Source organism: Flavobacterium keumense, assembly GCF_029866485.1.
Taxonomy (GTDB): domain Bacteria; phylum Bacteroidota; class Bacteroidia; order Flavobacteriales; family Flavobacteriaceae; genus Flavobacterium; species Flavobacterium keumense.
The window spans coordinates 1,345,429-1,360,033 of the sequence record NZ_CP092332.1 but is presented as its reverse complement, the minus strand read 5'-3'; the positions used below and the strand labels follow the sequence as shown (position 1 = coordinate 1,360,033).

The window sequence follows — 14,605 nt, the reverse complement described above, 5'->3', positions numbered from 1 at the left end:
TCATGAAAAACTTAAAAAACACAATTACTGTACTTCTATTACTAACAGTAATTACAAGCTGTCATAAGAACCAAGAAGCAAGAAAACCAATTTCTCACGCTTCTGGGACTTTTATGAAACAATCTGTGAATCGCAACAAAAAATTAATCGCGGGAGAAGAAGCTGAGATTGCAAGAGTAATTCGTCAAAACAAAAAAATCAAATTTATCGCTTCAAAAAAAGGGTTTTGGTATTCGTATGCTACTGTTAATATCGAAGATACACTTACCCCTAAAAAAGGAGATGTTGCTTTATTTGACTATGAAGTAAAAGATCTAAAGGGGCGCGTGATTTATTCGAAAAGCGAATTAGGACCTCAAACCTATTTTGTTGACAAGCAAAATATTATGACTGGTTTGCGTGAAGGAATTAAATTGATGCATCGCAAGGAAAAAGTCAATTTCCTTTTTACTTCACACATGGGCTACGGCTATCATGGTGACAATAAAAAAATTGGAATGAACAAACCGCTTTTGTGCATTGTTACCCTTCGTGATTTTATGTCGGAAGCCAATTACGATGAAAAAATGAAAGCCGAACCCAATCCGATTTCCAAAACTACAAACGATTCTTTAAACTAAATATTAATTTAAAATGAAAAAAAGCTTTTTATTTGCCTTAGCCATTATTGCTTCTTTTTACTCTTGTAAGGAAGAAAACAACAATTTACCGGATGGTTTGTATGCTAAAATTGAAACCAACAAAGGAGAAATTATCGTTCAATTGGACTATGAAAAAGCACCAATTACTGTAGCCAACTTTGTCACTTTGGCAGAGGGTAAAAACGAATTTGTTACCAATGAAAACATTAAAAACAGACCTTTTTATGATGGTTTGAAATTCCACAGAGTAATTGAAAATTTCATGATTCAAGGCGGGGATCCACTTGGAACAGGTTCTGGCGATGCGGGTTACCGATTCAAAGATGAAATTACCGATTTACGTTTTGATAAAGGTGGTGTTCTGGCTATGGCCAATAACGGTCCTGCAACCAATAGCAGCCAGTTTTTTATCACCCATATTGAAACACCTTGGTTAGATGGAAAACACACTATTTTTGGTCACGTAGTTGGCAACGGAATGGAAGCTGTAAACAAAATTCTTCAAGATGATTATATGAGTAAAGTAACCATTATTAGAAATGGAGATGACGCTAAAAAATTTGATGCTGTAAAAGTATTTCATGATTACTTTACTGTTGAGGCTGAAAATCAAAAGAAACAAGCCGCTATTGATGCAGAAAACAAACGCATTTTTAACAAAAAATACAAAACTGTTATCGATGCCAAAGTAAAATACTTTGCTGCTTTAAAAGCAAAAGCTACAAAAACAAAATCAGGCTTAGAATATGTTATTACTAAAAAAAGTGGTGGTACTAAACCTAAAGCTGGAACAGGAATATTCATCCATTATGCTGGCTTTTTAGAAAACGGAACGCTATTTGACAGCAGCATCGAAAGTATATGCAAAACCTTTGGAACGTTTGATTCTAACAGAGCTGCACAAAATGGCTACCAACCTATTCCTTTTCAAGCAGGTAAAAAAGACGGCATGATTCCTGGTTTTATCGAAGGAATTGAGCAACTTTCGTTTGGAGATAAAGCCGTGATTTTTATCCCATCAAAATTAGGATATGGAGAAGCGGGTGCTGGAGGAGTGATTCCGCCCAACGCCAATATCATTTTTGAAATTGAATTACTAAAAGCACAATAAATAGACTTAATACAATCAGAACAGATGAAATTTAAATTTTTAGCATTCTTATTTTTAGGAATTTTAAGTGTCCAAGCACAAAAATTAAAAAAAGGACTTCCAGCAAAAAAACCGGCCATTTCACAAATGGCGAGTCCAAAAACAACAGAAGGAATTTTTGCCAATATTGTAACCAATAAAGGAACTATTGTAGTACAATTAGAATTCCAAAAAACACCCGTTACTGTAGCTAATTTTATTAGTTTAGCAGAAGGAAAAAACGCTTTTGTAACCGATGAAAAATTAAAAGAAAAACCATTTTATGACGGATTGAAATTTCACCGTGTCATTAAAGACTTCATGATTCAAGGAGGTGATCCTGCTGGAAATGGTTCGGGCGGACCTGGTTATTCATTTAAAGATGAGTTTACCGATTTAAAACACAGCAAAGGAGGAATCCTTTCTATGGCTAATTCAGGACCAGCCACTAACGGAAGTCAATTTTTTATTACACACAAAGACACCCCGTGGTTAGATGGTGTTCATACCGTTTTTGGGCAAGTTACTCAAGGAATGGACGTAGTGAATAAAATTGAGCAAAACGATGTTATTACTAAAGTGACTATTACCAGAAAAGGCGCTTTAGCTGCTAAATTTGATGCTGTTAAAATCTTCTCTGATTACTATGCCAATAAAGCTGAAGACGCCAAAAAACAAGCCGCCATTGACGCTGAAAACAGAGCCAAACAAGCGGCTATCCAAGCTGAAAATAGACGAATTTATTTAGAAAAATACGGCAATGTTATCAAAGAAAAAGCAACGTATTTAGCAACTACTAAAGCTACAGCTACTACCACTGCTTCCGGCTTGCAATATGTTCTTTTGCAAAAAGGAACCGATGTAAAACCTGTTGCAGGAAGTACAATCTATTTTAAGTATGCTGGTTATTTTGAAGATGGAAACTTATTTGATAGTAACTTCGAAGACGTTGCTACAACTTTTGGGCAATTCAATCAAGCACGTGCCGATCAAAATGGTTACCAAGCTTTCCCATTTGAAGCAGGTAAAAAAGATGGTATGATTCCAGGATTTTTAGAAGGATTGAGTTTAATGAACATTGGAGATAGAATGTTATTATTCCTTCCTGCTAAATTGGCTTATGGAGAAAGAGGTGCTGGAGGAGTAATTCCACCCAATACTAATTTAGTTTTTGAAGTGGAAATTTCAGATAAGGCTCCTACTCCTAAACAATAATTTTTTTATAGAGACAAAATAAAGAATCCTCGACAATTGTTGAGGATTTTTTTATCTTTTTACCACATAGTAAACTATGAGAACAGTGAAACGTTTATCTATTCTTATCTATACGAATAAGTAGCCTATGTTTCTATGTGGTTAAAATAAATTTAATTATTAATTTTAGTTATAGAAATTTATTTGCCAAATTTCCAATCAAACTCATCTTTCGCATTGATGATAGCTCCGATTTCAAACTTCACAACTTCTTCAAATTCGGTTTGAAAAATAATCCAATTTTCTTCGTTGAAATAGTTTTCAAACGTATCAAATGCTTCTTGTGTGAATTTGGTAATGTTTTTTGGTGCCAAATCTTTTTTGACTTCACTTATTTTTTTACCGATAATTGTATTTCCAAATAATTCTAAATCAGCACCAGAAGCTACAATATATCCTAATTTAAAATCTTCTTCTTGATAAAACGTCAATCGTGCTTTTAGTTTATTGTACACTAAAATCTGATTATCATCTTCGTCTTTATAATTGCGGTCAGGCTTTCCATAAATGGCTTCTACATCTTTTTGTTTCATCCCAAAAAGCAGTTGATCAATGCCGTTTTTTAGATTTATTTTCATGTTTTTATATTTTCATACAAAGTTCGGGAAGTTTTATAACAATAAAAAATCACTCTCATCAAAAACAAAATTATTGCAAAATACTGATTTTCAATTGTTAAATTGGAAAACAATTCTTACTTTAGTTGTGTTTTGAATTACAAACAGTTCAATTCACCCCAAACTATTCTTGTTCATTTATAGAAAAACCTACCACAATGCATTAAACTAAAAGTAATGCATTATAAAACTTTTATTCATCTATTAAAAGATAATGCGTATGTGTTTTTCAGCCAATGTAAGTTTTGGGGCGAGTATCGTTTTAGCCTCTATTGGGGTAGCCTCTATTAAAAAGATACAACAACCCAATCAAGTTTATTTTGCTACAATTCCGCTGCTGTTTTCAATTCAACAAATAAGCGAAGGCATTGTATGGGTTTCATTGACAAATCCTGATTTCAATTTTCTCCAAAATCCATCAACCTATTTATTTCTGTTTTTCGCACAAGTTATTTGGCCCATTTGGGTACCGCTTGCTATCATGAAATTAGAACACTTCAAAAGCAAGCGACGTTTGCATTTATTCTTTTTAATTATCGGAATCGGAATTGCATTCTACTTAGGCATCTGTTTATTCCTATTTCCAGTACAGGCAAAAATAATTGGGTTTCACATTACTTACATTCAAAATTTTCCTTCTAGAGTGAGAAATTTTGGCGAATTGATGTATGGTTTGGCAACAATAATCCCTCCTTTTCTCTCTCAAATAAAAAAAATGTGGATTGTGGGAATGACGATTATGATCTCCTATATAATCACTGCATTCTTTTATGAAGAATACATACTTTCTGTATGGTGCTTTTTTGCTTCCATAATAAGCATTGCTGTGTTTTTCATTTTAAATGATAGCAAGAAAAAAAACGAAGGTTGGAATGGGTATCTCAATCCTCAAACTCAAATTAATCATCATTAATCTTATATATGCCATGAAAATTAGTTTTGAAAACAAAATAGTACTAGGCTTTATTATCAACGTTTTGGTTGTATTAAGCTTAGCTTGGACAGTATTCATCCGAATTAAAAATCAAAGCGCAGTGATTTCAAATCTAGTATTGAATTGGATTATTGGATTTTTATTTCTGCTTTCCATACTACTTTTAACTGTGGTGTATTTCATTATAAAGGCACAACTCCGAGCCAAAAACAATTCGCAAAAATTACTATTGGAAAACCAACAATTATTGCAATCAATAATCGATAATGCTTCCAGTCTTATTTCTATAAAAAAAATCAACGGCGAATATCTTTTAATCAATAAACGATACGCTGCTATATACCAAGTAAACGACACGAAAATCATTGGTAAAACAGATGCTGATTTTTTAGACCCTGAATTGGCTTATGCCAATAGAAATTCAGACATGGAAGTCGTAAAAGCCTTGAAAGAACTTCAAATGGAAGAAACGATACATCAAGACAACAAAAAACACACTTACTTAGCCTTAAAATTTCCATTGTACGATTCTACTGGAAGAATCTATGCTGTTGGGAGTATTGCTACTGATATTACTGAACGTAAAAAATTAGAAGAATCACTCGCTACATCTGATAAACTTTTTAATATGTCCACTGAAATGATGTTGATTGCGTCTTCGGAAAAATTTATAAAAGTGAACCCAGCCACTTCCAAGATACTGGGCTATACCGAAAAAGAATTACTAGAACAGCCTTTTCTAAACTTTGTTTATCCCGAAGACAAAAAAATGACGGAGCAAGAAGTAACTAAACTAAAACGAGGTGATATCACGATGCAGTTTAAAAACCGATACCTCTGCAAAGATGGCTCTATAAAATGGTTGCAATGGGCTACTTCTCCAGATACTACAACGGGGTTATTGTACGCTGTAGCTCAAGACATCACCACGCTAATCGAGTTAGAGAATGAACAAGAAAACACCATTAACCAGCTCTATGAAAACGAAGAAAAACTACGCATAATACTGGAAAACATCAATGATGGTATCTTAGTAGCCAGTGCTGATAACAAAACTATTTTGGCCAACACTATGGTTAACGAACTATTGGGTATTGAAGAAGATGAAAAAATATCCCCCAATCTTATCAATCATTTTGAATTATTTTATCCTGACGGAAAAACGATTTTCCCATCTCAAAACTTACCCATGGAAAGAGCTTTACTTGGAGAAGAAACGAATGATATTGACTTAATCCTTTGGAATCCCAATACTCAAGAGAAAAGAAGAGTCCTCATTAGTGGAAAACCATTAATTGACCATAACAATCGTGTAGTAGCCGGAATTATTACTATTAAAGATATCAGTCAATACAAAAAACTAGAAGACGAACTTAAAGAAACCGAATTAAAATACAGACAATTGATTGGTTTTAAAAAAGGAGATGAAAAAGAATAAAAATTTATTCATTCATTTCGTCAAATCGAACCGGAACTTGAGGATCGTAACACGGACATTTGAATTCTTCCAAAGTAGCAGCCAAAAGTTCCATTGTTTTTCCTTCGGTTCCATAACAATCGATGTGAATACTTTGTATTGTAGTCTTTACTTGAAAAGCACCTTTTCCTTTGGAATTTTTCCAACTGTTATCATCTACTTTTTCCCAACTAGAAAAAACACTGGCGATACGATTGAGTATCACAGTTACCGGTAGTTCTTCTAAACCCTCAACCATTTCTTGTTCTATCAAAGATTCATAAACCAATTGATGGTTCAAGTAAACTCCTTCCTGATACTGCCAAAATACTAATTCGTACATTTAAATAGTTTAAAAGTTTATGGTTTATTAATTTAGAAATAACAAACGAATTTAGTACTCAAAAGTACCGTACTCGCTAGAAATAGTTAATTTTTTAGAATCTGAAGCTTCCACTCTACCTACAATCTGAGCATCAACATTAAACGATTTTGAGATGGCAATAATATCTTGAGCTACTGTTTCAGGAACATACAATTCCATACGGTGACCACAATTGAATACTTGGTACATTTCTTTCCAGTCGGTTTTAGATTGCTCTTGAATCAATTGGAACAATGGCGGAACTGGAAATAAATTATCTTTTATAATGTGTAGATTATTTACAAAATGTAAAATTTTAGTTTGCGCTCCTCCACTGCAATGTACCATTCCGTGGATTTCTTTTGAAGAATAGCTATCTAAAATTTTCTTAATAATTGGCGCATAGGTTCTGGTTGGCGAAAGCACTAATTGACCTGCGTCGATAGGAGAATTTTCTACTGCATCTGTTAATTTTACCTGACCCGAGTAAATCAATTCTTCAGGAACAGCCGAGTCAAAACTTTCCGGATATTTTTGTGCCAGATACTTAGAAAACACATCATGACGTGCCGAAGTTAACCCATTACTGCCCATCCCTCCGTTGTAACTTTTTTCGTAAGTGGCTTGTCCAAAAGACGCTAAACCTACAATGACATCACCCGCTTGAATGTTGGCATTATCAATTACTTTGGCACGTGGCATTCGTGCTGTAACCGTTGAATCTACAATAATGGTACGAACTAAATCGCCTACATCAGCCGTTTCCCCACCTGTAGAATGAATAGTTACCCCAAAAGAATCCAATTCTTTAATCAACTCCTCGGTTCCATTGATAATAGCCGAAATAACTTCTGCCGGAATTAAATTTTTATTTCTTCCAATAGTAGAAGAAAGCAAAATAGTATCCGTAGCTCCCACACACAACAAGTCATCAATATTCATAATCAACGCGTCTTGCGCAATGCCTTTCCATACTGAAATATCGCCCGTTTCTTTCCAATACATATAAGCCAAAGACGATTTAGTCCCTGCACCATCGGCGTGCATAATCAAACAATAGTTGTCATCTTGGGTTAAGTAATCGGGAACGATTTTACAAAAGGCTTGCGGAAACAATCCTTTGTCAATATTTTTAATTGCATTGTGTACATCTTCTTTTGATGCCGAAACACCGCGTTGTGCGTATCTTTTTGAAGTATCTGAACTCATGTAGTTAGGTGTGTTGTCTGCCTTTCGGCAAAATGTATTTTCGGCAAAGATAATTAATTTTTTGGCTTTTGCCTAAGTAGAATACGATCCTAAATTCAAGTCCAAATAGAATAAAAAAAGCCTATCTATTAGCAGAAAGGCTTTTAAAATTAGTCATTCCATTTTAACGATTCATAATACAATGTTTGAGACAAAAACGAAGTCGATTGCTTGACCTTAATTTCTTCTTCTCTCAACACTTCATTATACCCTCCATTTAATTTATTTTCTTGGAAAAACTGTCGGCGCAATACATCATTAAAATTCAAATCACTCAAAAATACAGGCTCAACTCCTTTATTAACCGAAATATTATAGCTAGTAACCCAATTACCCCAATTAACAAAACTACATAGCAAAATCACTCCATAGCAATACCAAATCATCTGATTAAAAACATAAGCATTGGATTTTATTTTGGAGATTTTTACTGCAGTAAAGATTAAACTCATTGTTGCTAAAAACAAAAAAGCAAATACCCCTAAACGCTTATACGTCAAGCCAAAAGAGGCAATATATTCCGCGTTTATTAGTAGTGTACTCACAATTAAAAACCCATTCAATACCATCCAAATTTTGGCTAATATCTTCAAATTTGTTGCCTTGGAATCAAAATTAAATTCTCCTTTAAAATAGACTAAAACTACCACTATAGACAAGAAAATAGAAAACAATACGGCATTCACCCTTTCGTGAGTCGCAGCACTCAATTTAGAGCTTGCAATTGATTCAAAAAACTGTTCATAATTGAATGTCAATAAAAATACTAGCAATAGTAAATTCAAAAGGAAGAAGGTAATCTCACCACTTTTTCGTTTAAAATCTGTATCCAATATTGAAAATCCTGATCGATTAGAAACCATATGACCTTCATCTAATTCATTTTGTAATTTTGAATTGATGTCAAAACAAGCATCAGGTACCCAATAATTCCAAAAACTAAACGAAAAATAGGTTCCAAACACCACTACAAAAATGAGTTGATAGGGATTAAAATCAAAAGTGTAATTTGTAAACAAAGAAGAAAAATGATCACTCCCAAAAGAATATATTAAAAAGAAAACAGACAAAAACGACAACGGAATAATCATATAAGCTACAAGTATCTTTGCAAAATTGGTATTCATTCGTGTTTCAGGAAGCCATTTTGAAAATTGAAAAAAACGGATACTCGTTGCTAAAGAATTAATCAGTATAATGGGTACTACTTGGATACATTTTAATTGAGGGGTTTGAATACGAAATTGTAATACCAACACTGACAAAAAAATAGCTACCAAAGAAACAAAATCTCCGTACCAAGCAAAGGCTAAACACGATAGAATAGAAAGTACAACTAAAATTCGTTCCGCTGTACCTTTCAAATGTTGCTTAAAGGAATACACTAGAAGACCTATCAGAACCAGACCAAAAATAGCCAGATTAAGACCTATATCTTCATTAACAAAAAGCACAATAAAAGCTAGAATACTGATTCCAATTAAATGATGTTTTTTCATATTAAAAAAAATTAAAGTACTTTGAATTTCAAAGTTATTAAACAAAAAAATATTAGTTTTTCAAAAGATGTTCCAATTGATTCAAATGATTTGTAAAAGCCTGCCTTCCGGAATTAGTCACTCGGTAAGATGTTTTCGGTTTCTTACCTACAAACTCTTTCTTAATTTCAATATATTTAGCTTTTTCCAAAGCTGTTGCATGACTCGCTAAATTACCATCTGTACTATTGAGTAAGGTCTTCATTTCTGTAAAATCAATCCAGTCATTGACCATCAGCACTGACATAATACCAAGCCTAACCCTACTCTCAAAATCTTTATTTAACTTGTCAATAATTCCCATTAGGTCAATTATTTATATTTTTTGAACATCAATAGTCCATAAATAATATGCAATACTCCAAAACCCAATATCCAAAAAACAAGACCGTATCCTGGAAGGAAAAGAGACAAACAACCTAATATCAATTGGGTAAATCCTAAATATTTTACATCTGTCAAAGTATAACTTCCTGCATTTATCAAAGCTAACCCATAAAACAGTAACGTAACAGGTGCTAAAAGGACATATAATTGATGTAACAAAAGTGCTACTCCAAAAATAGCTCCTACCACCACTGGAATCGCAAGATGGAACAACATATTCTTGGTGGCACTAGTCCAAATAGGCAGATTATGTTGTTTACTTTTTTGTACCGTAAAAAATACTGCCGAAACTAGTGCAACAATTAAAATAGCAATTCCAACAGCAATTAATTGATTAACTAAATGTACAGGAAACTCCTTGTCAACCCCATCGAAATAAGCAATGCCATTTTGTTGAAAAAGCCTATACACATATATTCCACCCAATAAAGCTGCCAATCCAGCCGACACGCCAGACAAACCACTTAAAGAAATAAATCTTGACGATCGCTCCATCATGGAACGAATATGTGACAAATCGTCTTGATGTTTTTTACTCATAATTAAAGTACTTTGAAATGCAAAGTTATATTATTTTATAAAGCAACCAACAAAAAAGTTGTTTTTTTATAAAAAAAGCTGTTCAATTGAACAGCTTCATCTTATCATACTAGTAAAAATTATTTTCTTGCTCTAATTTGTCTCGCTAATAGTGTATTTTTCAACAACATAGCGATGGTCATTGGTCCTACGCCTCCAGGAACTGGCGTAATAAAAGACGATTTCTTGCTTACCTCATCAAAATCAACATCACCGGTAATCACATAGCCTTTTGGGTGCGATGCATCTTCTACTCTAGTAATACCCACGTCAATTACGACAACACCTTCTTTCACCATATCTGCTTTCAAATAATTAGGCACCCCTAAAGCAGTGATAATAATATCCGCATTCTTAGTAAACTCTTCAATGTTTTTAGTTCTACTATGCGTCAAGGTTACGGTAGAATCGCCAGGATAACCTTTGCGACTCATCAAAATACTCATTGGTCGGCCTACAATATGGCTTCTTCCAATTACTACCGTATGTTTTCCAGCCGTTTCTACTTGGTAACGCTCCAATAATTGCATGATTCCAAACGGAGTAGCGGGCAAAAATGTTTCCATTTCCAAAGCCATTTTACCAAAATTTGTAGGATGAAATCCATCTACATCTTTGTCAGGATGAATTGCCATCAATATCTTTTCTTCATTGATATGCTTTGGCAAAGGCAATTGAACAATAAAACCGTCCAGATTGTCGTCTTCGTTCAAATCGGCAATCTTAGCTAACAATTCGCTTTCGGTAATTGTTTCTGGCAAAGACACCAAAGTCGATTCGAAACCAATTTGTTCACAAGAACGCACTTTGCTGCCCACATAGGTCAAGCTCGCGCCATTATTCCCAACCAAAACTGCGGCTAAATGAGGTACTTTTTCACCATTGGCTTTCATTTTTTGAACCTCAGCTGCAATTTCTTGTTTGATATCTTCCGATGTCTTTTTTCCGTCTAGTAGTTGCATTGTATTGTGTTGTATTTAGTTTAGTTGTTTAGGAGTTTATCTGTTTAAACTTAAAAAAATAAACCCTTATTAGTGTGATGTAATTATACCCTTTTAATCTCTTAACCTTATAAACTTATAACCTTTTATTATCTCATCCCCGGCATTCCACCTGGCATTCCTTTCATTCCGCCCATCATCTTCATGAGGTTTTTGCCTCCAGGACCTTGCATCATTTTCATCATTTTGCTCATTTGCTCAAACTGCTTCATCAATTGATTCACTTGTTCGATTTTAGTACCAGAACCTTTGGCAATTCTTGTTTTGCGTTTCATATCAATCAAAGCAGGTTTGCTTCTTTCTTTAGGTGTCATTGAATAGATAATTGCTTCGATATGTTTGAACGCATCGTCTTCAATCTCAACATCTTTCATGGCTTTAGAAGCTCCTGGTATCATTCCCACCAAGTCTTTCATATTACCCATTTTTTTCACTTGTTGAATTTGCGCCAAGAAATCATCAAATCCGAATTCGTTTTTCGCAATCTTCTTCTGTAATTTTCTCGCTTCTTCTTCGTTGTATTGCTCTTGCGCTCTTTCTACTAACGACACAACGTCTCCCATTCCAAGGATACGTTCTGCCATACGATCTGGATAGAACACATCAATCGCTTCCATTTTTTCGCCAGTACCTACAAACTTAATTGGTTTGTTCACTACTGATTTGATAGAAAGCGCAGCTCCACCACGAGTATCTCCATCTAATTTGGTTAAGATCACCCCATCAAAGTTCAATCTGTCATTGAAAGTTTTAGCTGTATTTACGGCATCTTGACCCGTCATTGAATCCACAACAAACAAGGTTTCTTGCGGTTGAATCGCTTTATGAACGCGTTCAATTTCGTTCATCATTTCCTCATCTACTGCTAGACGACCTGCGGTATCGACAATCACTACATTAAAACCGTTGGCTTTAGCGTGTTTGATGGCATTTTGCGCAATTTCAACAGGGTTTTTATTTTCAGGTTCGGAATACACCTCAACCCCAATAGAATCTCCCACGACATACAACTGCTGAATCGCCGCTGGACGGTAAATATCACAAGCTACCAAAAGTGGTTTCTTTCCTTTTTTAGTCTGTAAATAATTAGCTAATTTCCCGGAAAAAGTAGTTTTTCCCGAACCTTGTAAACCCGACATCAAGATGACCGTTGGCGCTCCCGAAAGATTGATTCCAGCTACATCGCCCCCCATCAATTCGGTCAATTCGTCTTTCACCAACTTTACCATTAATTGCCCTGGTTGCAACGTAGTCAATACATCTTGACCCATCGCTTTGTCTTTTACTTTGGCAGTAAAATCTTTGGCAATTTTAAAGTTCACATCGGCATCCAATAACGCACGACGCACTTCTTTCAAAGTTTCCGCTACGTTAATCTCAGTGATTTTTCCGTGTCCTTTTAATACGTGAAAGGCTTTATCTAATTTATCGCTTAAATTACTAAACATACTATTTACTTTTTTTGAAATGCAAAGATAAACTAATTCAATAATTAGGCAATTCAATATTTATATAATTAAATGGCAAAAATCTGCTTGCAAACCAACAAAAAAACGACCTCTAAAGGTCGTTTTCATTTATACTAAAATTGCAATTTTACATTCTCTCCGGAACATTAATCCCTAACAAACTAAACGAAGAAGCAATGGTATCGGCTACTTTTTTAGACAATTGGACTCTGAATATTTTCTTTTCTTGGTTTTCTTCACCCAAGATAGGTACCGCTTGGTAAAACGAATTGTATTCACGAACCAACTCATAGGTATAATTGGCAATCAAAGCGGGACTGTGATTTTGCGCCGCATTTTGAATTACTTCTGGATACAATTCAATTTGTTTCAACAGTTCTTTTTCTTTTTCGTGCAAGTCGTTAGTTTTGGCTGTAGCCGAAAAATCGAAAGTCGCTTTACGAAGAATGGATTGAATACGCGCATAGGTATATTGAATAAACGGCCCTGTGTTTCCAGCAAAATCAACCGATTCTTCTGGATTGAACATGATTTGTTTTTTAGGATCCACTTTCAAAATGTAGTATTTCAACGCTCCCAAACCAATCGTGTTGTATAACTTGGCTTTCTCCTCATCCGAATAGCCTTCTAGTTTGCCTAATTCTTCTGAAATTTTTTGAGCCGTACTGGTCATTTCTTGCATTAAATCATCGGCATCTACTACCGTTCCCTCACGGCTTTTCATTTTTCCTGAAGGCAATTCCACCATTCCATAGGATAAGTGATACAAGCTCGAAGCCCAATCAAAACCAAGTTTTTTCAAAATCAAAAACAACACTTTGAAGTGGTAATCTTGCTCATTCCCCACCGTATACACCATACCTCCCACATCGGGATGGTCTTTCACACGTTGGATTGCCGTACCAATATCTTGTGTCATATACACCGCTGTCCCGTCGGAACGCAACACGATTTTTCTATCCAAACCTTCGTCAGTCAAATCAATCCAAACCGAACCGTCTGGATCTTTTTCAAAAACGCCTTTTTCTAAACCAATTTGAACTACGTCTTTTCCTAACAAATAGGTGTTGCTTTCGTAATAAAAACTATCAAAGTTAACGCCCAAATTACTGTAGGTAGTCGCAAAACCATCATACACCCATTGGTTCATCATTGCCCAAAGGGATTTTACTTCTTCATCTCCTGCTTCCCATTTTAGCAACATCTCTTGTGCTTCCAAAATGATGGGCGCTTGTTTTTTGGCTTCTTCTTCTGTTTTACCAGTAGCCATTAAGTCGTTGATTTCTTCTTTGTAGGCTTTATCAAAAGCTACATAGTAATTCCCAACTAATTTATCTCCTTTTAATCCTGTGGAAGCAGGCGTTTCTCCATTACCAAATTTTTTCCAAGCCAACATCGACTTGCAAATATGAATCCCACGATCGTTGATAATTTGGGTTTTGTACACTTTTTTACCCGAAGCTTTCAAAATCTCAGCCACCGAATAACCTAACAAATTGTTACGAACGTGTCCTAAATGCAAAGGCTTGTTGGTATTTGGCGAAGAATATTCCACCATTACTGCCTTGTCGGAAGGATTTGGTGTTACAAAACCATATTTTGGATCGTCTTTGATTCCATTAAAGAAATTCAAGTAGTACGAGTCGGAGATTACAATATTCAAAAATCCAGAGACCACATTAAAACGAGCTACTTCTGGAACGTTCTCCACCAAATAATTCCCAATTTGAGTTCCTAATTCTACCGGATTACTTTTCACCAATTTCAATAAAGGAAAAATAACCATGGTAATATCGCCTTCAAACTCCTTGCGGGTAGCCTGAAACTCTACTTTATCAACGGATACTTCAAATAAATCCTGAATCGCTTTTGTTATAGATGGAGTAAGAATGTGTTGTAATGACATTGAATCTGTTTTTTTAAGAGTGCAAATATAAGGATTTCAGAAGGAAATAGAATAGCCTTTTTTTGCATCGGTTTTGGTAAGT

General features: G+C 34.8%; 14 protein-coding genes. 5 read left to right on the top strand and 9 right to left on the bottom strand.

What is annotated here, in order from left to right; all coding sequences use genetic code 11:
• The first annotated feature begins 2 nt into the window (after nt 1-2).
• Genes gldI through MG292_RS05940 form a run of 3 tightly spaced genes read left to right on the top strand, consistent with a single transcriptional unit; the run spans nt 3 to nt 2,985 of the window.
• The gene (gene gldI, locus MG292_RS05950; protein WP_264533632.1) at nt 3-620 is read left to right on the top strand and encodes a gliding motility-associated peptidyl-prolyl isomerase GldI; all 618 of its coding nucleotides are present in this window, start codon (nt 3-5) and stop codon (nt 618-620) included.
• 13 nt (nt 621-633) lie between these two features.
• The gene (locus MG292_RS05945; protein ID WP_264533633.1) at nt 634-1,752 is read left to right on the top strand and encodes a peptidylprolyl isomerase; all 1,119 of its coding nucleotides are present in this window, start codon (nt 634-636) and stop codon (nt 1,750-1,752) included.
• Nucleotides 1,753-1,776: 24 nt separating this feature from the next.
• The gene (locus tag MG292_RS05940; protein WP_264533634.1) at nt 1,777-2,985 is read left to right on the top strand and encodes a peptidylprolyl isomerase; all 1,209 of its coding nucleotides are present in this window, start codon (nt 1,777-1,779) and stop codon (nt 2,983-2,985) included.
• A 179-nt stretch (nt 2,986-3,164) separates the two neighbouring features.
• Here the strand turns inward: MG292_RS05940 and MG292_RS05935 are convergent, their stop codons facing one another.
• On the bottom strand, nt 3,165-3,602 hold the full coding sequence (locus tag MG292_RS05935) for a hypothetical protein (RefSeq protein ID WP_264533635.1): 438 nt from the start codon (nt 3,600-3,602) through the stop codon (nt 3,165-3,167).
• Between the two features lie 259 nt (nt 3,603-3,861).
• Between MG292_RS05935 and MG292_RS05930 the strand changes: the two genes are divergently transcribed.
• Nucleotides 3,862-4,554 carry a DUF6629 family protein gene (locus tag MG292_RS05930; protein ID WP_264533636.1) on the top strand — a complete coding sequence of 231 codons (693 nt, stop codon included), beginning with the start codon at nt 3,862-3,864 and terminating at the stop codon, nt 4,552-4,554.
• The gene (locus MG292_RS05925; RefSeq protein ID WP_264533637.1) at nt 4,514-6,013 is read left to right on the top strand and encodes a PAS domain S-box protein; all 1,500 of its coding nucleotides are present in this window, start codon (nt 4,514-4,516) and stop codon (nt 6,011-6,013) included. Before MG292_RS05930 ends, MG292_RS05925 begins: the two co-directional genes overlap by 41 nt.
• 4 nt (nt 6,014-6,017) lie before the next feature.
• On the opposite strand, the gene MG292_RS05920 is transcribed toward MG292_RS05925, so the two are convergent.
• The 8 genes from MG292_RS05920 to argS form a co-directional block, all read right to left on the bottom strand.
• The gene (locus MG292_RS05920) at nt 6,018-6,374 is read right to left on the bottom strand and encodes a hypothetical protein (RefSeq protein WP_264533638.1); all 357 of its coding nucleotides are present in this window, start codon (nt 6,372-6,374) and stop codon (nt 6,018-6,020) included.
• Nucleotides 6,375-6,425: 51 nt separating this feature from the next.
• On the bottom strand, nt 6,426-7,604 hold the full coding sequence (locus tag MG292_RS05915) for an AIR synthase related protein (protein ID WP_264533639.1): 1,179 nt from the start codon (nt 7,602-7,604) through the stop codon (nt 6,426-6,428).
• A 149-nt stretch (nt 7,605-7,753) separates the two neighbouring features.
• Complete coding sequence (locus MG292_RS05910; protein ID WP_264533640.1) at nt 7,754-9,142, bottom strand: DUF4153 domain-containing protein; 1,389 nt, start codon at nt 9,140-9,142, stop codon at nt 7,754-7,756.
• Nucleotides 9,143-9,194: 52 nt separating this feature from the next.
• The gene (locus MG292_RS05905; protein ID WP_264533641.1) at nt 9,195-9,485 is read right to left on the bottom strand and encodes a winged helix-turn-helix domain-containing protein; all 291 of its coding nucleotides are present in this window, start codon (nt 9,483-9,485) and stop codon (nt 9,195-9,197) included.
• Nucleotides 9,486-9,493: 8 nt separating this feature from the next.
• Nucleotides 9,494-10,108 carry a hypothetical protein gene (locus MG292_RS05900; protein ID WP_264533642.1) on the bottom strand — a complete coding sequence of 205 codons (615 nt, stop codon included), beginning with the start codon at nt 10,106-10,108 and terminating at the stop codon, nt 9,494-9,496.
• Between the two features lie 119 nt (nt 10,109-10,227).
• Entirely contained in the window at nt 10,228-11,109 is an 882-nt protein-coding gene (locus tag MG292_RS05895) for a bifunctional 5,10-methylenetetrahydrofolate dehydrogenase/5,10-methenyltetrahydrofolate cyclohydrolase (RefSeq protein WP_264533643.1), read from the bottom strand.
• A 128-nt stretch (nt 11,110-11,237) separates the two neighbouring features.
• Complete coding sequence (gene ffh, locus MG292_RS05890; protein WP_264533644.1) at nt 11,238-12,596, bottom strand: signal recognition particle protein; 1,359 nt, start codon at nt 12,594-12,596, stop codon at nt 11,238-11,240.
• Between the two features lie 148 nt (nt 12,597-12,744).
• Nucleotides 12,745-14,523 (bottom strand): arginine--tRNA ligase, encoded by a 1,779-nt coding sequence (gene argS / locus MG292_RS05885; protein WP_264533645.1) that lies wholly within the window; start codon nt 14,521-14,523, stop codon nt 12,745-12,747.
• Nucleotides 14,524-14,605: the final 82 nt, after the last annotated feature.